Below are 24668 nucleotides of genomic sequence, written 5' to 3' on the forward strand. Positions count from 1 at the left end.
ATGTAACGCCCGTCCATACAAAAAAGCAATGCACCGGCTGTTTTTCGCACTATGGTCCGGGTGCAGCGTCAGCTCAGGTTCCGCTTTGGGGTGTCGCCGGAGAAAAGGCCCGCGGACAATCTGACAAATGTGCCTGAATCCAAACAGGTAGCATCATAAGGGGGTGTGGCATGGGAACAATTGTTCTCTTTTAGTGGAATTGTTTTTCCACTGGTCCAATCCCTTTCTCCCTCTGTCGCGGTAATCGTCTTAGCCATCATTTCCATTGACAACGTAATAACAACATGTTAGCGTCTTTCGGTAATGTCCATGCCATTGGCACTCCATTTGCATTAGCTACGATTCATCGACGTCGTCAGCTTTACCGTGTAAAGCAGCATCCGCAGGCCGCCTCAGGAGTAGCATTATGGTCATGCCCAAGGACCGGACGAAATCAGGCATCAAGATACCCCGGCAAAAGGCACTCACATTCGCGGCGACTTTAATCTTTTCCCTTGTCCTGATCCTATCGCTCCCACCCGCCGCTTCCGCCAGAGTGACGGGACCATGTGCCAACTGCCACACCATGCACAACAGTCAGGGGGGACTTCCGGTAGCGCCCGGAGGCCCCTACGGCCAACTACTGGTAGGCGACTGTGTGGGCTGCCATTCTGCCACCGACGGCGCGACCTGGAAAGATCCGGTAACCGGCGCTCCTATTGTCAATAATACCGGCCAGCCCTCCTACGGCAGTCAAGGTCTCGCCGGCGGGAATTTCTATTGGGTAACGGTAAGCGACGGGAACGGGCACAACGTGTTTCCGGCTAATCCCGATGACGTCCTGATGAGCGCCCCCGGGGAAGCGTACGTAGGCGGCGGCTGTGGCACAAACGTTTGCCATAGCAATCTCCATCTTCCTTTTCAGACTTCTTCCGAATTCGAGCCCATTCATGGCTACCTGAACGGGCGATCCGGCTGCACCGGCTGCCATATGGTATCCGGCTTCAACAAGTTCAGTCAAATCAAGAGTTGGCATCATACCAGTGTTACAGATGGGGTGGCGGATAGCGCTGCAGAGGGATGGTACCGGTTTCTGTCGGGCCATTTCAGCGGTTACCAGTACGGAGTCGCAGGCATAGAGGATGGCGACTGGCAATACACCAGCAGTGCCAGTGACCATAATGAGTACCTGGGTAAGCAGGTCGCCAGCGGGACTGGTGGTTTCGTCTCCATAGCAGGGAACACGGCCACGGCCTTCTGCTGTGGCTGTCACGGAAATTTCCACATCAAGAGACAGGGAGGGGCCTGGATACGACACCCCGTAGATCGTAAGATACCGGCGTCCGGTGAATACGCCGACGCTTTCGGTGCCGCCACCGGCACCGCGACGTATGACCCCATCGTCCCCGTAGCCCGACCCACACTCGCCGCGGTCAGTGACACGGTAACCATAGGCACGGACATGGTCATGTGTCTCTCCTGCCATAGGGCCCACGCCAGCCCCTATCCTGACATGCTTCGATGGGACTACGCGACTATCCAGGCCGACGGTGGAGGAACCGGCGGCTGCTTCCAATGTCACACGAGCAAGAATTAGAATCTCGACAGGAGGCGTTAACAAAATCCAGGGGAACACCATGGGGGCTTTATTGACTACATTGAATAAGTGCGATAATGGAATCTTGAACAATGAAAAAGAGGGCCGGGCATGCCCCGACAGGCACGGTTTGATGCGCCTGGGACGCTTTTCTTCTATGTAAAGAATGGCCAGGCCAACTCGAATTCCACCCGCCGCAGGCAGACATCAAATGGTGCACTTACAATTTGAACATGCATAGCGAGCGAATACGATGCATTTTACCTTGCATACGGAGATTCCCCGTCCGCCCCAGGCGGACTGCGGGAAGCTTCAATTCACCTGTCAGTTGTGTTCGCGGGTCTTGAGGAAGACAATATCAGGCCAGTCTTCCATCACAAAACCAAGTCGCCACTCGCTGGGCGCCAGGTAGGCCAGGTGTCCTTCTGCATCATGCGCCATGTTGAGCAGGTGTTTCTTTTGAAACCCTTCCATTATTTTCTTGTCCCGGCAGCTGACCCATCGCGCCGTCGTGTATTCTACCGGTTCATAGACCGCATCTACACCGTATTCGCCTTTGAGGCGTGCGACGGTTACGTCGAATTGTAGAATCCCCACTGCTCCCAGGATGTAGTCGTTTCCCTGAATCGGCCGAAAGACCTGAACCGCCCCCTCTTCCGCCAACTGCGTCAGGCCTTTTTGCAGTTGTTTGGCCTTGATGGGGTTCTTCAGGCGCACCCGCCGGAAGTGTTCCGGGGCAAAATTTGGAATGCCTGTGAACTTGAGGGGTTCCTTCTCGCTGAAGGTATCCCCGATCTTGATGGTTCCATGATTGTGGATGCCGATGATGTCTCCGGGGTAAGCCTCTTCCACATTCATGCGGTCCTGAGCCATAAAAATAGTGGCATTGGCCAGGGCTACCTCTCTACCGGTCCGGTTGTGGCGGACTTTCATCCCGCGCGTGAATTTGCCTGAAACTATTCGGAGAAAGGCAATGCGGTCTCGATGCGCCGGGTCCATGTTTGCTTGTATCTTGAAAACGAACCCCGAAAATGGTTCTTCGTAGGGGTGGACTTCACGCGAGACGGCGGCCCTCGGCCCGGGGGCGGGCGCCATCTCTACGAAGGCGTCAAGCAGCTCCTTGACGCCAAAATTATTGATAGCGCTCCCAAAAAACACCGGGGTCTGGCTCCCTTTCAGATAGTGCCCGTGTTCAAAGGGGTTTGCCGCGCCCTCGATCAACTCCACGTCTCGGCGCAGGTCATCAGCCTGGGTGCCGAGGATTTCATCGAGCAGACTATCGGCCAGGTCGGTGACCGTTACCCCGTCCTGAATCCTAGTCTCTTGCCCCGGGGTAAAAAGACGCAGTTTCTTACGGTAGAAGTCATACACTCCTTTGAAGCGCTTGCCCCCTCCAATCGGCCAGGAGAGCGGCGTACACTCAATCTGGAGCTTGTCTTCGATGTCCGCAAGCACATCCAGGGGGGACATCCCGTCCCGGTCCAGCTTGTTGATGAAGGTTATGATCGGGGTATTACGCAGTCGGCAGACCTCCATCAGTCTTTCCGTCTGCGGTTCCACGCCCTTTGCGCTGTCTATCACCATGAGGGCGCTATCCACCGCCGTGAGGACCCTGTACGTGTCTTCAGAAAAATCCTGGTGTCCGGGGGTGTCAAGCAGGTTTATCTCGAAATCACGGTAGTTGAATTTCATCACCGAAGTGGTAACTGATATGCCGCGCTCCCTCTCGATGGACATCCAGTCGCTGGTAGCATGACGGGCAGCCTTTCGGGCCTTCACGGCCCCGGCCAGCTGAATGGCCCCACCGAAGAGGAGCAATTTTTCCGTAAGGGTGGTTTTCCCGGCGTCAGGATGGCTGATGATGCCGAAAGTGCGCCGTCGGTCAACCTCTCTCTGATGTTCCTTGTTCACGCTATAAACCCCGAAAAAGATGGTTGTAAAACAAAAAAAATCGGGCCGTCAGGCCCGTTTGGTGTTTCGTAGTATACACAAAGATCAACGTTCAGTCAACGGCGGATTGGGCCGCATAGCGAAGACAAAGCTCGACCCGGTAGGTGATGGTGCGTTCCCGTCTCCGCCTTACATCTTATCTCAACATCGGGGGTGCCAAAGAGGATTGAACCTTTAAGCGATCAAAAACCGACCTTGAAACTGTTTTCTGTTGACAAGAAACCAGCTTCTAGCTAAGGTCGCGAAAGAACAAGATATTTGAAAGCTGAACGGCAGGCTCCTGGATGAAATTCCAAACCTGACCCCGGGAGGTGAAAAAGCATGACCAAAGGCATGGACAGCAAAAAGAAAACCAAGAAGGAACCGGCCAAGACCCTGAAGGAAAAAAAGGCCGCGAAAAGAGCCAAGAAGGATGAGAAAAAACGCTAGGAGCCTGCCGAATCTCCTGAATCCCTGATCTGCAGGAGTTTTTGAAAGAGTATCCGGCCCAGCCAGGCATCGGTGGCCGCATATCGAATTTGCGGCGGGGTCAGTGTGCTTCGTGCCCAATTGGAAGTCTGGGCTGCCTTGGAAATGCGTAGCCCCAGCAGAACGGCGGCAAGTCCCCGCAAGCCCTGATTTAGAAGACCCGCTTCTCTGGCCATCCTGTCGAGGTCCACGCACCGTGCCGGCTGGAAGGGGGCTAGTTCCTGCAATTCCCGGATATCATACGTCAGAGCGACGCCGGCCTTGGTGATCTCGGGCTGCGCCAAGAGGCGGCGGAGCGGTTTGGGCAGGCCGAGGTACTGCAACTGGAAAATGAAAACCTCCTGTTCGCCTGCGAGCTGCAGCAGTGACGGCGGGTAACTCTCTCCCTTTTTGAAGGCAGGCCTGGTTTCCGTGTCCAACCCTAGCAGGGTTTCCTTTGCCAAATGCCGGACCGCATCGGCCAGCTCCCCGGCAGTGCGGATGACGTGAACCGGTCCACGCCATTTGGTCATAGGGCAGGCGTTGATTTCCTTTTTGTTCAGCCGCCGGGCAACTCCCCGGCCGTCGCCGGCCTCTTTTCCGGACATTACTTATTCTCCCCGGTGATTGGATATCTCTCCGATTTTGGAGGGAGGGCTAGAGATTCAGCTCGCCATTGCCTGGCAGAGATCACCTCTGAGCCTCGTCACCTCCCCGTCTTCCAGATAATCGTCATAATTTGTCATCCGATCTATGATTCCGGTCGGCGTAATCTCGATGATCCGGTTCGCCACTGTGGCGACGGACTGGTGATCATGGGAAGCGAAAAGCACCACCTCAGGGAAGGCGATGAGGCCGTTGTTGAGGGCGGTGATCGATTCAAGGTCCAGGTGATTGGTCGGCTCATCGAAGATGAGAGCGTTGGCGTCGGCCAGCATCATCCGCGCCAGCATACAGCGGACCCGCTCGCCGCCGGAAAGGACGCCGACCTGCTTGAGCGCCTCTTCGCCGGAGAAGAGCATCCGGCCGAGAAACCCGCGGACGAAGTTCTCGCCCTCGGTGATGGGCGCAAACTGGCGGAGCCATTCGATCAGGTTCAGGTCATGGGCGAAGTAGTCGCTGTTCTCCTTAGGAAAATAGGCGGTGGAGATGGTCTGGCCCCAGCGGAAGCTGCCGCTGTCCGGCGCCATTTCCCCGGTCAGGATCTGGAAAAGGGTCGTCCTGGCCAGGGTGCTGTCGCCGACAAAGGCGATTTTGTCCCCCTTGTTGACGGTGAGGGTTAAATTGTGCAAGGCCGTGACCCCGTCCACCTCCTTGCAGAGGTCCTTGATCTCGAGGATGATGTCGCCGCAGGGCCGCCCGGGCTTGAACACCACATAGGGGTATTTCCGCGACGAGACCGGCATGTCCTCGATGGTGAGCTTTTCCAACAGTTTTTTCCGCGAGGTGGCCTGCTTCGCCTTGGAGGCGTTGGAGCTGAAACGCTGGATGAACGCCTTGAGCTCGTCGGCCCGGGCCGTGGCCTTTTTGTTCTCATTCTGCCTCTGCTTGAGAATCAACTGGCTGGCCTCGTACCAGAAGTCGTAGTTCCCAACATACACCTGGATGCGGCCGAAGTCGATATCCGCCATATGGGTGCAGACCTGATTCAGGAAATGGCGGTCATGGGAAACGATAATGGTCGTGTTCTGAAATCGGAAAAGGAAATTCTCCAGCCAGGCGATGGATTGCTGGTCCAGATTGTTGGTCGGCTCGTCAAGCAGAAGGATGTCCGGGTTACCGAACAAGGCCTGCGCGAGCAGCACTCGCACTTTGTCGCCGCCATCGAGCTCCTTCATCTTCTTCTGGCGCAGATCCTCATGAATGCCGAGACCGTTGAGCAGCACCGCCACCTCGGATTCAATGTCATAGCCGTTCATCGCCGCGAATTCGCCCTCGACCTCCCCACAGCGAAGGCCGTCCGCTTCCGAGAGATCGGGCTTGGCGTAGAGCGCCTCCCGCTCGGCCATCAGTTGGTAGAGCCTTCGGTGCCCCATGATGACGGTATGGAAGACCGTTTCCTCGTCAAAGGCGAAATGGTCCTGCCGCAGCACCGCAATCCGCTCGCCGGCCCCGACCGTAATTTCTCCCTTGTCCGGTTCTATTTCGCCGGCGAGGATCTGGAGAAAGGTGGACTTGCCGGCGCCGTTGGCGCCGATCAGGCCGTAACAGTTGCCGGGGGTGAATTTGATGTTGACGTCCTTAAAAATAACCCTCTTGCCGTAGGCGAGGGCGACATTCGATGCGTTGATCATTCTTGCCTTCCTAAAACTGATGAATTCCCAAAAAGATGGTTGTAAAACAAAAAAAATCGGGCCGTCAGGCCCGTTTGGTGTTTCGTATTGTACACAAAAAACAGCGTTCAGTCAACGGCGGATTGTGGATTGCTCATGTCCGGGACCTTTCCCGCATGCCTCACCGGTGCAACCCTCTTCATAACCTTTCTCCATCCGTGCAACCTAAAGGTCGTCCTGAACGTGCTTTCCATGTAAGAAAGCTTTGAACATGCATAGCGAGCGCATTCCCCGCTGCTCGCGGCGGGGAATATCGCTGCGCGGTGTGGGGAAAAAGGGCTAAGCCTGCTGAGGCGCTGCGCCCTCTTCCTTCTTCTTTTTCTTCTTGGGCTTGGCTTCGGGGGGCGGCGCGGCGACTTTCTTTGCCTTGGAGGTCTCTTCCTTGGGCCTTGCCAAGCGCTCCGCCTTGATCGTGGCCAACTCCGCCGTTCGCTTCTCCGTGGCGTCGATCGCCCGCAAACGGGCCTGCGATTCCTTGATCTTTGCCTTCAATCCCTTGACGAGCACATCGCGCGCGATCTTTTTCTTGTCCGCCCCCTTCTCCGCAAGAAGCGCCAGACGCTTCTGCAACTTCACTTCCCATTCGGCCTTCTGTTTCAGCCGCGTTTCCCTGCGTTCGGATGCCATTGGTTTCTCCTTTTTGGTTTTTCCGTGTCGGGTATCTTCACTGTTTCCTCATCATCGTGCCCGGAGACGGAAGTTACCTCTTACCAGAATTTCCGCCGAAAATCCAGTTAATTTGGCCGGCCGTCATAAGGAGCCAAACACCCAATCTCTTTGACCTTGTACCGGGATTGAAGTTCGGGGGTCAGTGGGCTACAGTCAATGCTGCATTGAGCATATATCTCGCTGATTTTTTGATAGAACCGCCTTTCAGAAGCCCGTATCTCGCGGTATTATCTTTCCTGTAACAACCTCTTCTGCGGATCACAGCAGACGAGAAATGCCTGTTGTTCTAAAAGTGATAATTTTCAAGAATGTCCCGGTGTCCCTCCCGAGTGAGTCTATCTATTAAAGGGTTGCGGTCTTTTTTTCTGCGCGCATACGATCCCTGATCTTCTTGGCCCTATCAGGCATGGCATAATAGAAAAACTCCATTTGCGCCTCAAGCCACTTGATCTTTTGAAGAGCCGGCCGCTTCCGGTACTCTTTTATCTGCTCTATCGTCCTATAATATAACAGTGGCGTTTTATTCATCACCCCACTCCTTTTCTATCTTTCTAAGATAATAGACATCGGCAATATCTTGAGGTCTGCCGACCTTCTTCTTCATCTCAATAAGCCGTTTTATAGGGACAAGTGGAATCCTCACATTTCCAGCCTTGATATTTTTCCGTTCTCCATAAACCTTATCAAAGTCAAACGGTTCCTCTACAAATACATCCAATAGGAAATATGGATTCTGCGGGTCATAAACGCTGAAAACCTTCATCCCCTTTTCACGAACCCACTTGTCCCTCATCTCCTTACTGCACAGATCTTCAAGTTTCACCGGAATTTTGGGCCTGAAGCCTAACTCCTTCATGACCTCCACAAACTTTTCAAGATTATGCCGCTCCAGATGAACAACGATATCTATATCGCCTGTGGCTCGTTCAATCCCATAAAGATTGACAGCCACTCCACCGGCGACGAGATAGCGAACCTTCTTATTGTTCAGGGTTGAAAACAGGTTAAGGATGTTTAATTTATCGCTCATATCGTCTTAAAGTCCATACCTTCTACGAACGTTTCAATACCGGTCATTGCCTCCAGGATATTTTTCAGGTAGTTCCAGTTTAGGAAATGTCATTTCATTTTTTCACCACTTCCCAATAGCCACCCTTGTCCGGGCCGATGCGCTTGAGAACTCCTTTTTTCCTAAGTCTGGTTATATGGTATTTTACTCCGTCTTCGGTTATCCCTATAACCGTTGCAAGTTCTTTTTGAGTAATATCTGATTTCTTAGTAATAGCTTCTATGATTTTCTGGGTAGTTTTCTGGGTAGTTTTCTGGGTAATATCTTCTACCCCTTTTTCACCCAACTTTTCAAATCCTTTCTTGCCCTCAAAATAACTCCTACGCTTAAAAGTAGTAATAAACTTTGTCCCTACCTCGCTGAATTCAGTATCAGGTTCTTTTGAGAGCATAAGCTTGATACCCCTGCCCCATTTCTCTATGAAATGAACACGATGAAGCATCTCTGCAATCAGCTCGTTTCTTCTTTCTGAGACCATCTTTGTCCTGATGGTCTCTATGGTCAGCCCACCATAAAGCAGCCCCGGGCTCCTTATTTCAACACGATCTTTAAAAACAGCGATGTTAACAGAATCAAACTCCCGGTAATCCCTATGGCAGAAGGCATTGATTATTGCTTCTCTGAAAGCCGCCTTGTCAATTTCAGGCACATCTACCCTTCTTAACCCTTCCAGCTTCATGCCGATATGAATATTTTTCAGGATGTATCCTTCGGCTTTTTCGATCAGGTAGAAGAGATCTCCTTCAAAATCCTGCATATCAATGGTAAACGATGTGTCTGTTGTGCCGAAAACAGCGCATCTGAGACGGGCATTGGGGAAAAATGCCTGCGGTTTTTTGGCAAATAAGATTACGGCTGCATTGAGGGGCTTACCGTCAGACATGAGCTTTAATTTTTCAAGCGCATTGCGTACAGTGTCATATTTCAGCACTGAACCTTTCAAAAAAGATTTGACTTTAGTTGCGCTTATGTCTGTGATCTTTGCTTCTTTGCAAATTTCGGTATCCCATCTTAATTTATCCTTATTCTTTCCGAGAATCAGCCCTTCGAGTTCTTTAGCGCTTAATTGCCGGTCTTCATCCGCCACCCTTATATATGCCCTGCCATATGCAAAATAGGGAATATCGTTACCCTTAAACCGGACTTTAATACATGCCTTGCCGTCTATTTCGATACGGTTTATGTGAGGATAGATTTTGGGTTCAATATGGTCTGCAATGGATTTTGATACATCACGGATTGTTTTTTCCGTTACGTTCTGACCGGCTACAATGCCATTGTTTTTAATTCCAAAAAATAATTCTCCGTGTTGATGTTTATTGAGAATTGCCGCTATAGATATGATCGCCTCTTTAATCTCAGAAGTAGATTTTTTAAGTTCCAATGTTTCAGATTCAATAAATTTCATATTAAGCTTACGACTCATATCGTCTTAAAGTCCATACCTTCTACGAACGTTTCAATAGAAGAATTTTATGATCATCTCCCCTCTTCCCGCCTGTCGATGGAGCTTCAATTACTTAAGGACGGCTCGGCGCACCCTCCGTCTAGGTCGTAGTTCGCAATTGCCAATTCAGTCGTGATTTGGCGCTTGCAAACTACTGCTGCCAGCACGCTGTGCCGACGCAGCACGGCATAGTTCCATTCCGCAGCGGAATAGAGCCTCTTGATGCTGGGCGAGTCCGCATTTGACACGAGGACCAAAGCCCCCCGCCTGGAGGCTTCGCCAACAGCAGCCGCAAGGCGTTCCTGGTCTTCCCAGCAAAAAAGGCGTTCATTGTACTTAATGAAATTGTTCTGGTTGTGCTGGACCGTGTATGGAGGATCTACGTAAACGAAGTCACCTGCACCTGCTTCATACAGCACTTCTTCAAAGTCACCACAGACTAAATGCGCAGACCGTAACGCATTCGCGACCGTTGAGAAATCATCATCGGGGAATGTGACAGTATCCTTGGTTCCTTTTGGCACGTTGAAAACGCCTTGCCTATTCACACGATAGAGGCCATTGAAACAAGTCCTGTTTAAGTAGATAAATCTGGCCGCACGAGAAGCAGCAGTTCTCGGCTTGCTGGTGCGGATCCGGTAGTAGTGTTCCTTACTGTGACGCTGCCGATGCCATAGAAGTCTCTCCCATACCAATCGCCAGTCGTCCCGTATTGCGTAGTATGTCTCAATAAGGTCGTGATTCGCATCGCTGAGATAAGCATGACTAGGGCATAGGCCGAAAAAGACAGCCCCACTACCCAAAAACGGCTCGAAATACCGGTTGTATGACTTAGGAAAAACCGTACGGTGGTCAGACACAAGCCACCTCTTGCCTCCCGCCCATTTTAAGAATGGTTTCACACGCTGCCGGGTGTCCACAGTCATTCTTCGGCGCCTCCTTTAATGGTCGCCAGTCTCTGAGTGAATTCGCCGTAAATGTAATCAAGGTACTCGAAGTCCTCGCTCTTGTAGTGACGGCTCTCCGTAGGGTGGGCCGGTATTCTTCGCAACTCGTTTACTCTTTCCATCCACCGCACGTTTTTTGAGTAGCCCTTTTCGTTAGGATCGGGGATATCAAAAACTGGCTTAAAAAGGGGCCAATGGAGCTTGTTTTCTACTATTTTCTTGTACTCGATAAAATCCAGATAGTTCTCCAAGGGCAGTCGGTCTTCGTCTTCATCGTCGAGCGACTTCTCGTAGGCACGAGTCTTGATGTTCTTGTCCAGAACACCTTTGTGCCAGTAAGCATCCTTCTCGGTTCCATACTGCTCTTTGAACTTATCAAATATGTATTTTTGAACAAGGACATTCAATTCCTTCAGTCTGTGGTCCGCAGTGTCGATCAGCTCAGTTGATTGCTCTTGTTCCCATTCTCCCATGCCTTCAGGCTCGAAATCCGAGAACTGCTGTCTTACTATCCTGCAGAGACGGAAGTAATATTCACGTGGACCACCTGATCCAAATTGAACCTTGAACTCCTGTTCCATAGCAGTGGGGGATGCTCCCTGCAGCCATCTCAGGATCGGATCAAGATATTCCTCGATCTCTAAGACAAGCTCCTCTGGCGACAGCTCTCTTGCCATGAGCCCTTTGTTTGGCTCCATATAGGAAATGAGAGACGCAAGAAGTTGCAGGTACGCCTGAAGGGCGACATTGGTGCAGAGGAAGCCTTGCCGCCCCATCTCCCATTGACTGTGGTTGCTGGACCGTATTAGGCTAAAGTACTGGTTTAGGACACTGCGGGCGTGATCCAGTGTCTCGCTGTCGGAGACACCAGAGAGAGGTCCTGGCGCATACTCCTTTTGTTTAAGAATCGCTCGCCCAAGTAAACCAGAGCGCCGCAGGCCATCCTTGAGCGCCGGCACTGTTAAGCATGTTTTTTCGGTTGCAGTAATCCCTTGCTGGGTCACTCGACCATATAGAGGCTCACCGATATCGGCATTAAGAATGCCGATCAGTCTCGCACTGATTGCGCCAACACGCTCCACGGGGACATCCGAACCCCACTTGAGTTCTCCCTCGAGATCGTCAAGAAGTGTTTTTGGCACAGACTTCTGCTCGTGGTTGATCGTAACGAAGAGGTTCGCCTCTTGTGCCGGGCTGAGGCCCTCAAAGGCTATAACTACGATGTTCTGATTCAGATATTTCTCATCAAGCGGGGCATACCCATACAATCTATGCTGGCCGTCAATGATCCACACTGACCGGTAACGGTCCGGCAAATATAGGTACCCATATGTAACCTCGGCCGAATCATCTTTTGCCACAGTATCGAAACGCACCTTCCGTGTAAAATTGACAAGTATGTTCGTCGGGAAGAAACCTCCGCCAAGAAGATACTTGCCGATCTGGTGCATTCGAGACCGATTCACAAGTCGTTGGTATGTTGGCGCACCATCAGGATCATTCAGTGATCTGTGGTTTACGAAGGCTATCTTGAGAAGCTGCTTCGGAGTGGTAACAAAACAGAAGAACTTGTGACCGCCAAGCGTTCCACGGATTGCCGGAAGCTTCTGGTTCTGGAGTTCTGGGATTTTCTGGTCTTTGAGAAACTCGGCGAGGAACTGAAACCGTGCAGCTTTTCTGAGATGATCGGCAATCTGTAAGTAATACCGCAACTCACGTTCTGTTATAATACGGATGTTTTCACCGGCGGCCCGATCCTTATCCTGCTTCGACCAGATTATGTTCTGTGTTACGAAAAGCCAGATAATCTTTGGCTTGAAGTCAGCGCCATAGTGTTTTTTGATGGAGTCTGCCAAGTATCCCTTAAGATTGGCAAACTCCTCGATGTCCTTCTGAAGGCTTCTCCGTTTAAGGCTCTCGGATGCTTTGCATTCGGCAACAATTACTGTTTCTTCATCTTTGGCGAAAACATCAATTTGTTTTCGTATCGGATCAGCGCCCTTCCGGTCGATCCTGACTGTGAAGTTCCGGCCCGCATTAAGTTCATGATACCCCATAAGGTAAAGAAGCAGCCAAAGCCGATTCTCTAACTGCGTATCAAATGGTCGTGCTCGCTTGAGGCAAGTTTTACGCTTAAGTTCTCTGTCCAGCACCCATCCGTCTGCCAAGAAACCCTCGACCTCAGCTTTTGAGACAGAGATCTGGTCAAACAGGCTGCGTCTCTTTGCTGCTTCTCTGCCAATGCGAGATGAATCCGTCAACAGTGACTCGAGTATTACTGCATTCTCGGTCATATTCGTTACCCCTCAGTACGGCGGCGAATCTTATATAGATTCCACTTTTATCATCAAAACTCGTATATCTTAGTGATCATATTATAATTTAGATAGTGAACGTCTATAAAATTATAACTTATTATTTTACTGATAGCTCAAGCCCCTTTCTCTCTGGCGCCCTGCTCTTTGGCCATCTATTTCCCTGGTTTAATTACCTGAACGGCTCGTTTACTATAAATCCGGCAGAAATCAGCCAGCCTGTTTATTAGGATTAAATGAACCTGGCAAGGAATATCACGAAAAGAAATGGATGGTCAAGGAGATTTGCTGCGGCAACTATTTGAAGGCAAGGCGTGGAGAAGGCGGCTGCCTGGAGACGTCAGTATCTGAAGTGTTTGATCTGCTCACCCTTTTCTCCAATCTCCATCATCGCTTCAATCCCAATCTGGAGGTGCATTTCGGACCACTGCGCAGTCACGCGTTCGTCCAATTCCTCTGTCTTGACCCCCTCAGGTGTAAGCGGAAGGTCAGATACAAGGAGGAGTGCGCCCCGGGCGATCTCGTTATAGTGGCCCACAATGAAGAACGTCGCTGTTTCCATATCAATGGCTATACAGGTCATTTGCTTAAGCCGATCCTGGAAACGCTGGTCGTGTTCCCACAGGCGACGATTTGTCGTGTAAACTACCCCGGTCCGGTATTCATGCCCGTGCTCCAAAATCTTTTCAGAGACGAACTTATGTAGCTTGAAGGACGGAAGCGCAGGCACTTCAGGCGGGAAATAGTCGTTGCTGGTGCCTTCGCCCCTTATGGCCGCGATTGGGAGGATGAAGTTGCCAATCTCGGTCGACTTCTTCAACCCTCCGCATTTGCCGAGAAACAACGCTCCCTTGGGGTGGCGGGCGCTGAGCAAATCCGTTATGGTCGCAACGTTGGCCGTTCCGATGCCGAAGTGGACGATCGTCAGACCGCTGCTGTTGGTCGCAGCCTGCATCGGCTTGTTGTCCCCGTATATGTCGCATTTGAACTTTTCGGCAAAGTTCGTGAGGTAGTACCGGAAGTTGGTCAGAAGGATATAGTCGCCGAAAAGATCGAGGGGCATTCCGGTATAACGGGGGAGCCAGCACTTGGCGATCTCAAGTCGCTCAAGCATGGGCAAGTGCCTCCTTAACGCTCACACACCAAGGGGATTCCATGATTGTTTATCGTAGCAGATAAAGAATCTTTTGTCCCGCCATTTTCGCCCATCGGCCTCTGGCTCAAAGGGAAGGTGGCGTCCTCCGTCTTCGGCCGACCTGGCGGCGTCTGCCCCCGGGGCGGGAGCGATAGGATGGAATGACTTACTCCGCGTAGATTTATTTAATTTATATAGCTGTGCAGGCCGGAGAGAAGGAAATTGACGCCAAAATACGTAAAGAGCACTGATACAAAGCCGCCAATGGAGAGCAGGGCGATCTTTTTGCCATGCCACCCGCGCAGACGGACATGAAGAATGATCGCATAGACGAACCACGTAATCAGAGACCAGGTTTCTTTAGGGTCCCATTGCCAGTAGGCCCCCCAGGCCGAGTGTGCCCAGATGGAACCGGTTGCGATGCCGGCGGTAAGAAACAGAAAACCAAAGACAATCACCCGATAGTTAAGGGTATCCAGGTCTTTTTTGTCATCGGATCTTTTAAACAGGTATGCTATGCTCAGGCCACAGGAAACAGCGAATGCGCCATAACCAATAAAGCAGGTGATGACATGGGCAATGAGCCAGTTGCTCTGCAAGGCCGGGACAAGCGGTTCAATGCGGCTTGAAATAGTCGGTGAAAACGAGGCGTAGGCCAGACCAAGGAAGGCAAAAGGTACGGTGAACACGCCTGCGTGGGCGAGTTTATACTTATATTCAGCAATAAAATGGATCAAAATTATTGCCCAGGCAAAGAAGACCAGGGACTCATAAAAATTGGCAAATGGGGCATGGCCGATCCCGAGGTTGTGGGATTCAACCCAGCGTAAAATAATAGCAGCGGTATGTGCAACAAAGGTGCCTATAGTGACAACCGAAGCGATCCTCTGGCCGATTTTTGTCTTAAAGATCAGGGCGCTCAGATAAAATATCACTGCCGCAAGATAGCTGAACGTTACGACAGCGAGAATTTTCGAACTCAGCATGGCCGTCCGTTTCCCCTTTTATTTTATATCGGCTTTCTGGAGTCGCAGGTAGAGATTATCAAGCCTTTCTTCCAGCCCCAGTTTGTTTTTATTTGTCTGGCCGCCGATGGTAACCGTTGTCCCCTCGCCTTTTTTCTCCAGCACAGCCCATATCTTACGGTGTGACATGAAAAAGGTCACGGCAATTCCCAATACCATTAATATACTGCCGGCCCAGACAAAGAGGATGCCCGGTTCCTTGGCTACCTGGAGGCCGGTGTAGAAACCTTCCCTTACCTCGGTTACGAGAAATCGGTACGGTAATTTCTTGGCCCGTCCAAAGTCCGGGTTGTTTTTGAATATCCAAAGGTCGGTTTGTCCTCCATCGGGTCTGGTCAACAGCATCTGAACCGCGGGGCCCATATCCATCACATTCGGCTCAACCCGTAATGAACGAAGAGTACCCAGCCCATCAGGCAAAATGGCCTCCTGGCCGAATGGAACAGAAAGCGGAATGATTTTCCCGCTGCTTTTATCAACCAGATTAAGTTCAATCGTCTTTGGGAAGCGACCGTAAGAGGCCTGATAAAAAGTGATACCTCTGTACGTAAGGGGCTGGTTGACCCGGATGTTGCCGTTCAAAACCGGCTTCCCGTTTTCGATAATGGTTATGTCGCTGCGGTAATCCCTTGGTTCGCCGGTGGGATAAAACTGGGCCTCAAACTTATCAACGCGGAGGGCAAAGCCCAGATTATAGCCTACGTTAGTATTAGGCAGGGGAACCTGTTCCACCACCGCCCCTTCCGGCAGATTAATGCTGGTCATGAACCCGCCCAGAGAGCTCGCTATCCCGGCAATATAGAAAATAACGACGCTAAGATGCACGACATAGACCCCGAGACGGGATAATCTTCCCTTTTCCCGCCAGAGAATTGTTGTTGAGCCGGTGGTAGTCTCGTTCAGATCGCCCAGCCTACCTGAAAGAATGGGCAAGAGCGCGGCCTTAACCACGGAAGGGTTCGCTTTATATTTTAAGGCCCTCGTCCCTGGACTGGCCAGGACAGCGTTTTCGTTAAGCCTCTTTTCTTTTGGGAAAACAATATCCCAGACATGCCGGAGCCTGTCCGTAGTACAGACAATCAGGTTCAGCGCCAGGAGAAGGAGAAGGAGTCTAAACCACCCCGAATGATAGAGGTCCAGCAGAGACAACGAATCCAAAAGCTGGTAAGTGCCATACCCATACCGCTGAACATACATGGCGGGAGGCTCATTTTGAGGGATAAGCGTCCCGACAATAGAGCTTACCGCGAGAAATATAAGTAAGAATATGGTGAGGTTAACTGAAGCGAGAGATTTCCAGAAAGGTTGTTTTTTTTCGGGTGGCGCTGGGAGGCTGTTTTCCGGCTTCATGTCATTGTATCTCAGAGGGTTATTAAGGTGTCATAACTAACGGAAATCCTGTAAAGACTACCCAAAAACAGTCCATTCATTAACATCCCTGTCCCCCGCTTGTCAAGGATTTTATAGCCTCCACTGCTTACGGTTGACACCATCCCAAAAAGAAAGGCGACCTAATGGTCGCCTTTCCAGGTTTATCTCCTGATATTACCCTTACCTGGGCATAGCGTGGGCAGTATTATGGCAGTCACCACACTTTTTGAAGCCCTTAAGCAAAGTCGGACTATGCGGCTGGCCATGGCAGGCCTCGCACTGGATAATATCCCGATGTTTGGGATGGCATTTGGCACAACTTAGTTGATCGTGCTTGGACTGGCTCTTCTGGAGATCCTGCAGGGCCTTGGGATGGCATGCCCCACAGGTATCGCGTGGTGTTTCGAGCGGATACGTGATCACCAGTGGCATGTGCACCGGGTGGCAGCTTAAGCACTCGGCATTGGTCTGGGTCGGTGTATGCGGTGAATGACAATCGGCACAAACCGGAATATGACGGTGCACGGTATGGCAGTCGGAACACGCCACGTCTGTATGTTTACTCTTATGGGTCTTAAGCTCGTCGGCTACCTTGCCGTGACAGGTGGAACATCCGGCATCCATGTCCGGGCCGGCCATCTTGCCCGTCGGCGCATGTGGGTTGGCGTGGCAGGCAGCGCAGTTAGCCAGTTTATCACCGTGAGCCAGTCCGTGACAGGTGTTGCATTTAGGCATAATGTCTTCGTATTTGACCTTGTCCGGACGGTACACGTGGTATTTCTCATGACATTTGGTGCAATCGATCTGGTGCTTTCCGCCTTCATTGCGGATGGTATTGTAATAATACAAATGGCACTGACCGCACTGCTCTGTCTTTAGGGGCGATATCTCCCTTTCATACAGCGGCGCTATCTTGGCCTTGGCCTTAGCCGGCGCTGCCACTACCGCTGGCGCCTCCGCCGGGGCCGGCATAATAGTTATGGTGCTTTCTCCCGAAATAGTCCCCGGGGCCGGTACCGTTACTACACGCTGCTCCGCGCAACCCCAAATAACTGCGATAAGCAGTAATACTAACCCCCCAAAGGCTACCAGCAATCTTTTCATTGTCCACCTCTCATAACTAAACCTTGGAGGGGCGCCTTGGGGCGCCCCTTATCGCTTACGTATCAGCCCAAACGGCCTATTTCATCAGGGTGTGCGCAGCGCCATGACACTTGCCGCATTCCGTATATTTTGCATGGATACCGGATGCATGTGGTTTTCCATGACATGCCTCGCAGGGCGGAACTACCTTGTGTTTATCGCGATGGCAATAGGCACAGGATAGATCATGATGTTTTGTAGTGTTGGCCTTCAAGTTGTCATAGGCATCATAGTGGCACGCCGCACAGGTCTCTGAGGGTGTATCCATGCCATATTTGATATCCAGGGGTTTATGCGGTGGATGACAGGTCTTACAGGTCTCAAAGGTCATATCTTTGGTATGCGGGTCGTGGCACTTTAAACAATCGAGGTACTGTCTGTGCGCCGGGTGACACTTTGAGCAATCTAATAGGGCATGTTTGCTTGGAGAAATCGCCATCTCATTTCCCTGCTGTGGATGGCAGGTGAGACATACCGGCGTAGTCTTCTCGCCCATCTTGATATCTAACGGGGCATGGGTATCCGCATGGCAGGAAGCGCATTCGGGCAATTCATAGTGAGGTTTACCGGCATGGCACATAGCACATTTTGGGATAGACTGTGTTCCCAGCGGCGGATGCTCGGTGTGGCAATCCAAACAACCAATAGCCGTCTTGTGTTTGGCCCCTTTAGAGGCAATAGTCTCCGGCTGTTGCGGGTGGCACTTCACGCAATCGCTGTTGGACAGGGACGCCTCTGCAGCAATGGCATTACCAACAGGACCGTTATAATACAAAACCGCTGCCATAAGGCCTATGGCCAGAACCGCAAATACAACAAATAGTTCTTTTTTATGAAACATATAGCGCCCTCCACAAGGGATGAATAGTGATTCAACGCAAGCGATGTTAGCATTACGAATAAACCATGTCAAGCATTTAATAGGGGGTTTGTGATAAATTAGGGCCTTGTTGATTATTGGCACCTCACCTCTTGAACCTTACTAACTAATTGCTTCGACTACAGTTTCGTCTCGTTCCCCATAACTCCGATATCCAAACAGGAGGAGAGGTTCATTGTTTCTTCAGGGACTGGTGTTAAATGTAGCCCTCCGATGATGGTAATAATATTCAAGCCAATGGCTTTGATCGCCTCAGCCAGTCGGACGGCCGGGTGTTATAGTAATAGTGGTAGCCGATATACACAGATATTTGGGGCCTGATGAGATGACGTATCAGATGTTTTTTAGGGGCAAACACTTGGAACAGGCTTCGCTCACGGTGACCGGATAACGCGCCTTTCTAAGGCATGAGGCCCGAGAGAGAATCCCGAGGGAAGGGAGTGTGTTGCCAGCACCCGAAAGTGGCCCATAGCGTTCTTCCGGAGAAATCAAGGGAGATAAGATTATGTCGGGTAGCCGGTTCAACGGTAAAACTTAAAAGATATAAGGGGCAAAAACAAGGCGGGATGGGTATAGATACCCATCCCGCCCGGGTTAATTATCTTATCTTTACAACCAAGATTAACTACCGTCATCCTTGGTGGTATGGCAGACAAAGCACCCTGTGCTAAGGGAGCCTCCGTTCGCTATCATAGTGCTATAATCCCATCTCAGAATATCCGCATAGCCGCTGGCATGGGCCCGGTGACAGGAGAGGCACGTAACGATATCAGTGCCGGCTGCCACTGTCCCGCTCGCCGCATTGGGGATTGTAGTCCGCCCCACCGGAACCGTAGGATTATAAGTAGTCGAGATGCTTGCATATTCACCGCTATTAGGTATGAGCACATCAGTTGGATGTCTTGTCCAGGGGCTGGCTGTACCAATACCGGTAGCGCCTGACATATGGAAACTACCATGGCACTCGGCACAGAGCTCGCTTATGGTATTGACATCCGCCCAGGCCATGGTGGTTCTGGCGGCATAGATTGCACCTTTATACTCATTGTGGTCAGCGGCACCAACCGTGTCCTGCCAATCGGTGTCCTCTCCGCCCTGTACTTTGTAGAGGAAACGGTAACTGGTGGCTACAGAAGCCCCTTGAGAACCTTCGACGATACCGCCAAACTTAAGGACGGCGTCACTGCCATGGTGGGCTCCACTTACACCGGCATAATTGCCGGAATTATCCCGGTTGCCATGGCAACCATTTTGCCCGGCACAGGTCAGCCGGCTGGCGGTAGCGTAATCCGTGCTTGCAGGATCCATAGCAGCTGCATAGCCCGGGGGTGTGTTCGTTAATGTGCCGTCTGCGGCCACGACGCCCTCGACGTTGTGTCCGTAGGCATCGCCAGTATCTACGACGTACTTAAAATTGCCGCCGGCCAGGTCATTACCGTCGCTGTGCCACACCTGGGGAATATTGGTAACAATGTTGCTTGCCCCTGCCGGATCGCTTCCGTGACAACCAACACAGGTACCGCGCACCAGGTTTCCCTGGGGGTCTGTCTCCCCAGCCTTTAACTGCATTTCCGTACCACCCTGGCTGTTGTGCATGGTATGGCAGTTTACGCAGGCACCTGTGACGGTTGCCAGGGCATACCCGACCGGTACCAAGGCCAGAAATACGCTCAATAGAACCGCCAAACAGCTAGTTTTAAACATACCTGCCCTTCTCATGATTATCACCCCTTTCTCCATATTTTTCATATCTGTACTCAAAGTCATCCCCTCCTTTCTAATTTTTGGCCATAAAGAGAAGGGCCGGTTACGCCACTGGGCTCGCCTCCGGCACCATGGCGTCCAACTTGGGCACCGGGGGGTCACTGCCCTCCCTTTCCTAGGATTCAATGAGCCTTTTACTTTTATTTTAGGAGCCTATCCTTATCGTTTTAGCTTCACCTGCCTTCTTGCCTCTCACGTCCTTGTGAACCTGAGGCCAAGGGGATAGTTCTCACCTTTAATTCACTTATCGGTAACTATGGAGAAAACTTTAATTTTTTATTCTTTTGCAGACACTTTTTCACTTGTTAAGTGTATCGGCAAACTGTCTGAAAACTTTAATATTTTTAATTAATTGACAGAATATAGAGAGCTTGGGTATGGTACTGCAAATACGCTATGTGGTGCGGATAAAGTGAGGAATAATCCAATCGAATCATTGGGACAGCTTTTTATGATCGGCTTCCCGGGAACCGACCTGGACGTGGAGACGCAGGAACTGATCTATAGATACGGCATCGGCAATTTTATCCTCTTCAGGCGAAATGTGGCTGATCCGCTGCAAGTGGCCAGGCTCTGTCAAGACCTGAAAAAGGCCTGTCGGGATAGAGGGTTGCCCCTACCCCTCATTTCCATCGACCAGGAAGGCGGGCCGGTGGCCAGGCTAAAGCCGCCTTTTACCCAGTTTCCCGGGGCGGCAGGCATCGCCAGGGCAGCCGATCCAGCCGCAGAGGCCCGCCGGTTTGCCGACATAACAGCCAGAGAGTTGAATCTCATCGGCTGTAACATGAATTTTGCCCCGGTCATGGACCTCGACGTGCCGGGGACTGACCGCATTATGGAGGGGCGGGTATTCGGAAGTGACCCGGAGTTGGTGGGGCACCTGGGCGGCATTATAATTGAAGGCTTGCAAAAAGAAGGCATTCTGGCCACAGCCAAGCACTTTCCGGGCATAGGCGGGGTGAAACTGGACCCGCACCAGGACCTGCCGGTTATGGATACGCCTTTATCCGAACTGGAGAAAAGAGAACTTGTACCTTTCCAAAAAGCCATCGTCGCCCGGGTAGCGGCTGTTATGACGGCCCATGTGATTTATCCGGATGTCGATCCCGATCTGCCGGCGACCCTGTCCCGGAACTTCCTTATGGACATCCTGCGTTATAAGATGGGATTTGACGGCTTGGTCATTAGTGATGATCTGGAGATGGGAGCTATCGAAAGGCATTTCAGCCTGGAAGAGTCGGCAACGCTGTCCCTTATGGCCGGAACGGATATAATTCTTATCTGTCATGAAAAAGAAAAGATTGTACGGGCATTTGAAGCGGTAAGGGCATTTGTAGAGAAGGACAGAGAGGGGCGGATGCGCCTCGAAGAGTCCTTACGGCGTGTGATGGCTGCTAAAGAATGCTACGGTATAACAAAGAACGAATTTAACAAAGCAGCCATTAAGGAATATTTTAAACGATAGTGAATGTCACTTGTCAATGGTCATTTGTCACTAATAAAAATGGGCAATCAGCGTTCAGCATAAAGCCGGTCCACCGTTCACTGTTGACCGTTAACCGAAAGAAAATGTCGGACAACGGCTAACGGTTAACGGATAACAAACACGCTGATGGCTGAAAGCGTGAAGCCGGCCTTGGGCCGACCGTAGGCCGGGAACGGTAGTTTCCGGATGAACACTAACTATAAGATTATAGAAGGGATTTTACCTATGAAACCTTATCACAAACGCATTATAACCTCCTTACTATCCTTAATTCTACTGTCCTTTATTTTTATAACCATCCCGGTCATCCAGGCTGAAGAGGCCTTTCCCAACCCTTATCGCTTTCAGCTTGATAACGGCCTTACAGTAATCATCAAAGAAAACCATGCCGCCCCGGTCGCGGCCATTCAGGTCTGGGTGAAGGCCGGAAGTGTTTACGAGACGGATAACGAGGCCGGCATTACCCACTTCATAGAGCACATGATCTTTAAAGGAACGGCCAAGCGCGAGCCCGGAGAGATAGCCAGGGCGATTGAGGCGGTGGGCGGGGATATAAATGCCTACACCTCTCTGGATTACACCGTCTATCACGTAGCTATAGGCAGTAAATTTTTCGATGTAGGACTGGACATACTTTCTGATGCCGTCCTTCACTCATCATTTGACCAGTTAGAGATCGAACGGGAAAAAATGGTGGTCCTGGAAGAAATCCGCATGCGCCAGGACCAGCCTTCCGTAAAACTCTTTGAAGCGGTTATGGCAAAGGCGTACACGGTTTCTCCATACCGGAGGCCGGTAATCGGTTTTCCCAAAACCGTCCAGCCCCTCACAAGAGACTCTATTCTGGCCTATATGAAAAAGCGCTACACGCCTTCTAACCTCACGGTAGTCGTGGTGGGGGACCTAGAGACCGCTGATTGTATCTCACGGATTAAACGGGCATTTTCCGGCATGAAAGGCGCAGCCCCTGAATCCGTTTCCCTTGAGGAACCGCCGCAGAATGAAGTGCGCACGGTCTTGCTTGAGGATGAGATCAACGAGTCGCACCTTAATATGTGTTTCCCTATACCCGGTTTTAATGACCCTGATAGTGTGGCCCTGGATGTGCTGGCGAGCATCCTCGGAGAGGGTGAAAGTTCCCGGCTCTACCGGGAGCTGAGAGACCAAAAGACACTGGTACACGACATAGGCGCCTACGCCTTTACGCCCATGGGTCCCGGCCTGTTCGAAGTCGCCTGTAGTCTGGATGCGGAAAAGAGTAAGCAGGCAGCCGAAGCCGCATTACGTGAAATTTATCGCCTTCGGTATGACCACGTTACAGAGGACGAACTCAATAAGGCCAAGCTGAATATAGAGTCAGGTTTTATTTATGCCCAGGAAAGGGTACAGGGGCAGGCCCGCAAACTCGGGTATTTTGAGACCATGGCCGGTGACTATCGTGAACAGGCGAGTTATCTAAAGAAGGTGGCAGCCGTCACACCTGAAGATATACGGCGGGTAGCGGCGAAATATCTCCATCCGGAACGCCTTACCTTAGGACTCCTGGTTCCAAAGGAGGCGACGATGCCTTTTTCTATGGAAGAGGCAGCCCACCTATCCCGTGCGGCAGATGAAGAGGCAAAAAAATTATACGCCAGCCGGAAGGTGGAGATATCCGGGGCACAGAAATTCATCCTTTCAAACGGCATCACCCTCCTGGTGAAGGAAGAGCGAAACGTGCCTACGGTCTCCATGCACGCCGTTTTCCTGGGCGGACTGCGATATGAAACTGCGGCCGATAATGGCCTGTTTAATGCCCTGGCTCAGTTATGGACAAAAGGAACGAAGCGAAGAGGCGCCCAGGAGATAGCCGCCGAGATTGAAGGCATGGCCGGTAGCATCAATGGCTTCTCGGGTAAGAATACCTTCGGACTGAGCGCTACCTTTCTATCCCGTTTCTTTTCCCGTGGGCTTGATATCCTGACCGAGGTCATGCTTGAGCCGGACTTTAGCCCGAAGGAGCTGGAAAAAGTGCGTCCGGTGTTGCTGGCGCAACTAAAACAGCAGGAAGACAGTCTCCCGGCTATTACCTTTCTCAACTTCAACAAGCTGCTTTTTACCGGTTATCCGTACAGTATGAATCCCCTCGGAAGCCCGGAGACTATTAAGAAGCTCTCAACAAAAAAAATTAAAGAGGGCTACCAGCGCTATGTCATCCCCGGTAATCTTGTCCTGGCGATAGTGGGTGACGTAGAGGCATCCAGTGTAAAGTCAGAGGTAGAAAGGCTGCTTTCCCGTTGGAAGAACCCGGGCTTTAGGGATGTCAGGATTGCGCTTCCCAGGCCTGTCGCGAGTCCCAAAACTGCCTCCATTTTAAAGTCCAAACAGCAGGTGCATATCGCCATCGGCTTTCGGGGTGTTACCCTTTCTCATCCGGATAGGGCCGCCCTGGATGTCTTGAATAACGTACTTTCCGGGCAGGGCGGGCGTCTCTTTGCCAGGCTTCGGGATAAGGAAAGCCTGGCCTATAGCCTCTCGGCCTTTTCTACGGAAGGGATAGAAACGGGCGCCTTCGGCGTATATATAGCGACAAGCCCGGAAAAGAAAGATGCGGCTGTTAACAGTATGTGGCGGGAGCTGAACCGGGTGCGGGATGAGATAATCGACCCGGCGGAACTGGACCGGGCCAAGCGGTATATAATCGGAAGTACGGAGATCGGCCTCCAGACCAACGCCGCCCAGGCCATGGACATGGCCCTAAACGAACGCTACAGACTCGGTTTTGATTTTACAAAAACCTATCTGGACCAAATAGAAAAAATTACCGTTGACAACGTGTTGAGAGTGGCCAGAACATACATTCAACCCGAAAAATACGTGGTTGTCGCGGTGGGCCCGAATAGTGCAGAACAAAGGCATTGACGGAGCGGCCTAACTTTGTTATAAACATTTTTTATCTATTCCCCGGTAGCTCAGCAGGTAGAGCGAGTGGCTGTTAACCACTTGGTCGCTGGTTCGAATCCGGCCCGGGGAGCCAAAAGATAAAAAGGCTCGATTGCATAATCGGGCCTTTTTTGTTTTTAGCAGGCATGGAATATAGCACGTCTTCAGGAAAATCATCTTGATCGGCGC

Annotated in this window: 19 protein-coding genes and 1 tRNA gene; 5 read left to right on the forward strand and 15 right to left on the reverse strand. The window is 51.3% G+C overall.

The features are described from left to right. Window positions 1-406 precede the first annotated feature (406 nt). Entirely contained in the window at window positions 407-1576 is a 1170-nt protein-coding gene (locus RDU59_02615) for a cytochrome c3 family protein (GenBank protein MDQ7837368.1), read from the forward strand. Window positions 1577-1900: 324 nt separating this feature from the next. Here RDU59_02615 and RDU59_02620 read toward each other — a convergent pair whose 3' ends face one another. The 10 genes from RDU59_02620 to RDU59_02665 all read right to left on the reverse strand — a co-directional run bounded on the left by RDU59_02620 (window position 1901) and on the right by RDU59_02665 (window position 13867). Next, window positions 1901-3487, reverse strand: a complete 1587-nt coding sequence (locus RDU59_02620; protein ID MDQ7837369.1) for a peptide chain release factor 3 — start codon at window positions 3485-3487, stop codon at window positions 1901-1903. Window positions 3488-3951: 464 nt separating this feature from the next. Then, the gene (locus RDU59_02625; protein ID MDQ7837370.1) at window positions 3952-4581 is read right to left on the reverse strand and encodes a 3'-5' exonuclease; all 630 of its coding nucleotides are present in this window, start codon (window positions 4579-4581) and stop codon (window positions 3952-3954) included. Between the two features lie 57 nt (window positions 4582-4638). Next, window positions 4639-6267 (reverse strand): ATP-binding cassette domain-containing protein, encoded by a 1629-nt coding sequence (locus RDU59_02630; protein ID MDQ7837371.1) that lies wholly within the window; start codon window positions 6265-6267, stop codon window positions 4639-4641. Between the two features lie 318 nt (window positions 6268-6585). Continuing rightward, window positions 6586-6933: a hypothetical protein gene (locus RDU59_02635; GenBank protein MDQ7837372.1), complete on the reverse strand. Its 348-nt coding sequence runs from the start codon at window positions 6931-6933 to the stop codon at window positions 6586-6588. A gap of 384 nt (window positions 6934-7317) precedes the next feature. After that, entirely contained in the window at window positions 7318-7503 is a 186-nt protein-coding gene (locus RDU59_02640) for a hypothetical protein (GenBank protein ID MDQ7837373.1), read from the reverse strand. Further along, the gene (locus RDU59_02645) at window positions 7496-8005 is read right to left on the reverse strand and encodes a hypothetical protein (protein ID MDQ7837374.1); all 510 of its coding nucleotides are present in this window, start codon (window positions 8003-8005) and stop codon (window positions 7496-7498) included. Before RDU59_02645 ends, RDU59_02640 begins: the two co-directional genes overlap by 8 nt. A 94-nt stretch (window positions 8006-8099) precedes the next feature. Next, window positions 8100-9452: an ATP-binding protein gene (locus tag RDU59_02650; GenBank protein ID MDQ7837375.1), complete on the reverse strand. Its 1353-nt coding sequence runs from the start codon at window positions 9450-9452 to the stop codon at window positions 8100-8102. A 104-nt stretch (window positions 9453-9556) separates the two neighbouring features. Continuing rightward, the gene (locus RDU59_02655; protein MDQ7837376.1) at window positions 9557-10417 is read right to left on the reverse strand and encodes a Dam family site-specific DNA-(adenine-N6)-methyltransferase; all 861 of its coding nucleotides are present in this window, start codon (window positions 10415-10417) and stop codon (window positions 9557-9559) included. Then, a complete protein-coding gene (locus RDU59_02660) occupies window positions 10414-12732 on the reverse strand; it encodes a DGQHR domain-containing protein (protein MDQ7837377.1) in 2319 nt (772 codons plus the stop codon). Before RDU59_02660 ends, RDU59_02655 begins: the two co-directional genes overlap by 4 nt. 361 nt (window positions 12733-13093) lie before the next feature. Then, window positions 13094-13867, reverse strand: coding sequence for an AMP nucleosidase (locus RDU59_02665; protein ID MDQ7837378.1), 774 nt, complete (start codon window positions 13865-13867; stop codon window positions 13094-13096). Window positions 13868-13912: 45 nt separating this feature from the next. On the opposite strand from RDU59_02665, the gene RDU59_02670 reads away from it, so the two are divergent. Then, the gene (locus RDU59_02670; protein MDQ7837379.1) at window positions 13913-14053 is read left to right on the forward strand and encodes a hypothetical protein; all 141 of its coding nucleotides are present in this window, start codon (window positions 13913-13915) and stop codon (window positions 14051-14053) included. A gap of 20 nt (window positions 14054-14073) precedes the next feature. Here the strand turns inward: RDU59_02670 and RDU59_02675 are convergent, their stop codons facing one another. From RDU59_02675 to RDU59_02695, 5 genes are all read right to left on the reverse strand, one after another. After that, on the reverse strand, window positions 14074-14874 hold the full coding sequence (locus tag RDU59_02675) for a cytochrome c biogenesis protein (protein MDQ7837380.1): 801 nt from the start codon (window positions 14872-14874) through the stop codon (window positions 14074-14076). An 18-nt stretch (window positions 14875-14892) separates the two neighbouring features. Next, entirely contained in the window at window positions 14893-16263 is a 1371-nt protein-coding gene (locus RDU59_02680) for a cytochrome c biogenesis protein ResB (protein ID MDQ7837381.1), read from the reverse strand. Window positions 16264-16464: 201 nt separating this feature from the next. Then, the gene (locus RDU59_02685) at window positions 16465-17388 is read right to left on the reverse strand and encodes a cytochrome C (protein ID MDQ7837382.1); all 924 of its coding nucleotides are present in this window, start codon (window positions 17386-17388) and stop codon (window positions 16465-16467) included. A gap of 76 nt (window positions 17389-17464) precedes the next feature. Further along, window positions 17465-18268 carry a cytochrome C gene (locus RDU59_02690; GenBank protein ID MDQ7837383.1) on the reverse strand — a complete coding sequence of 268 codons (804 nt, stop codon included), beginning with the start codon at window positions 18266-18268 and terminating at the stop codon, window positions 17465-17467. Between the two features lie 660 nt (window positions 18269-18928). Next, window positions 18929-20068: a cytochrome c3 family protein gene (locus RDU59_02695; GenBank protein MDQ7837384.1), complete on the reverse strand. Its 1140-nt coding sequence runs from the start codon at window positions 20066-20068 to the stop codon at window positions 18929-18931. Window positions 20069-20483: 415 nt separating this feature from the next. On the opposite strand from RDU59_02695, the gene nagZ reads away from it, so the two are divergent. From nagZ to RDU59_02710, 3 genes are all read left to right on the forward strand, one after another. Further along, on the forward strand, window positions 20484-21536 hold the full coding sequence (gene nagZ, locus RDU59_02700) for a beta-N-acetylhexosaminidase (protein MDQ7837385.1): 1053 nt from the start codon (window positions 20484-20486) through the stop codon (window positions 21534-21536). A 207-nt stretch (window positions 21537-21743) separates the two neighbouring features. Beyond that, window positions 21744-24458: a pitrilysin family protein gene (locus RDU59_02705; protein ID MDQ7837386.1), complete on the forward strand. Its 2715-nt coding sequence runs from the start codon at window positions 21744-21746 to the stop codon at window positions 24456-24458. Window positions 24459-24497: 39 nt separating this feature from the next. Further along, window positions 24498-24573, forward strand: a tRNA-Asn gene (locus tag RDU59_02710). The last annotated feature ends 95 nt before the right edge of the window (window positions 24574-24668 follow it).

This window comes from Thermodesulfobacteriota bacterium, assembly GCA_031082315.1.
In the GTDB taxonomy this organism is placed as follows: Bacteria; Desulfobacterota; QYQD01; order QYQD01; family QYQD01; genus QYQD01.

Coding starts and splice junctions, on each gene's coding strand:
- RDU59_02660 (MDQ7837377.1), bottom strand. CDS start 12,732: ATGACCGAGAATGCAGTAATACTCGAGTCACTGTTGACGGATTCATCT.
- RDU59_02680 (MDQ7837381.1), bottom strand. CDS start 16,263: ATGAAGCCGGAAAACAGCCTCCCAGCGCCACCCGAAAAAAAACAACCT.
- RDU59_02615 (MDQ7837368.1), top strand. CDS start 407: ATGGTCATGCCCAAGGACCGGACGAAATCAGGCATCAAGATACCCCGG.
- RDU59_02690 (MDQ7837383.1), bottom strand. CDS start 18,268: ATGTTTCATAAAAAAGAACTATTTGTTGTATTTGCGGTTCTGGCCATA.
- RDU59_02685 (MDQ7837382.1), bottom strand. CDS start 17,388: ATGAAAAGATTGCTGGTAGCCTTTGGGGGGTTAGTATTACTGCTTATC.
- RDU59_02645 (MDQ7837374.1), bottom strand. CDS start 8,005: ATGAGCGATAAATTAAACATCCTTAACCTGTTTTCAACCCTGAACAAT.
- RDU59_02665 (MDQ7837378.1), bottom strand. CDS start 13,867: ATGCTTGAGCGACTTGAGATCGCCAAGTGCTGGCTCCCCCGTTATACC.
- RDU59_02625 (MDQ7837370.1), bottom strand. CDS start 4,581: ATGTCCGGAAAAGAGGCCGGCGACGGCCGGGGAGTTGCCCGGCGGCTG.
- RDU59_02705 (MDQ7837386.1), top strand. CDS start 21,744: ATGAACACTAACTATAAGATTATAGAAGGGATTTTACCTATGAAACCT.
- RDU59_02630 (MDQ7837371.1), bottom strand. CDS start 6,267: ATGATCAACGCATCGAATGTCGCCCTCGCCTACGGCAAGAGGGTTATT.
- RDU59_02640 (MDQ7837373.1), bottom strand. CDS start 7,503: ATGAATAAAACGCCACTGTTATATTATAGGACGATAGAGCAGATAAAA.
- RDU59_02635 (MDQ7837372.1), bottom strand. CDS start 6,933: ATGGCATCCGAACGCAGGGAAACGCGGCTGAAACAGAAGGCCGAATGG.
- RDU59_02650 (MDQ7837375.1), bottom strand. CDS start 9,452: ATGAAATTTATTGAATCTGAAACATTGGAACTTAAAAAATCTACTTCT.
- RDU59_02655 (MDQ7837376.1), bottom strand. CDS start 10,417: ATGACTGTGGACACCCGGCAGCGTGTGAAACCATTCTTAAAATGGGCG.
- RDU59_02675 (MDQ7837380.1), bottom strand. CDS start 14,874: ATGCTGAGTTCGAAAATTCTCGCTGTCGTAACGTTCAGCTATCTTGCG.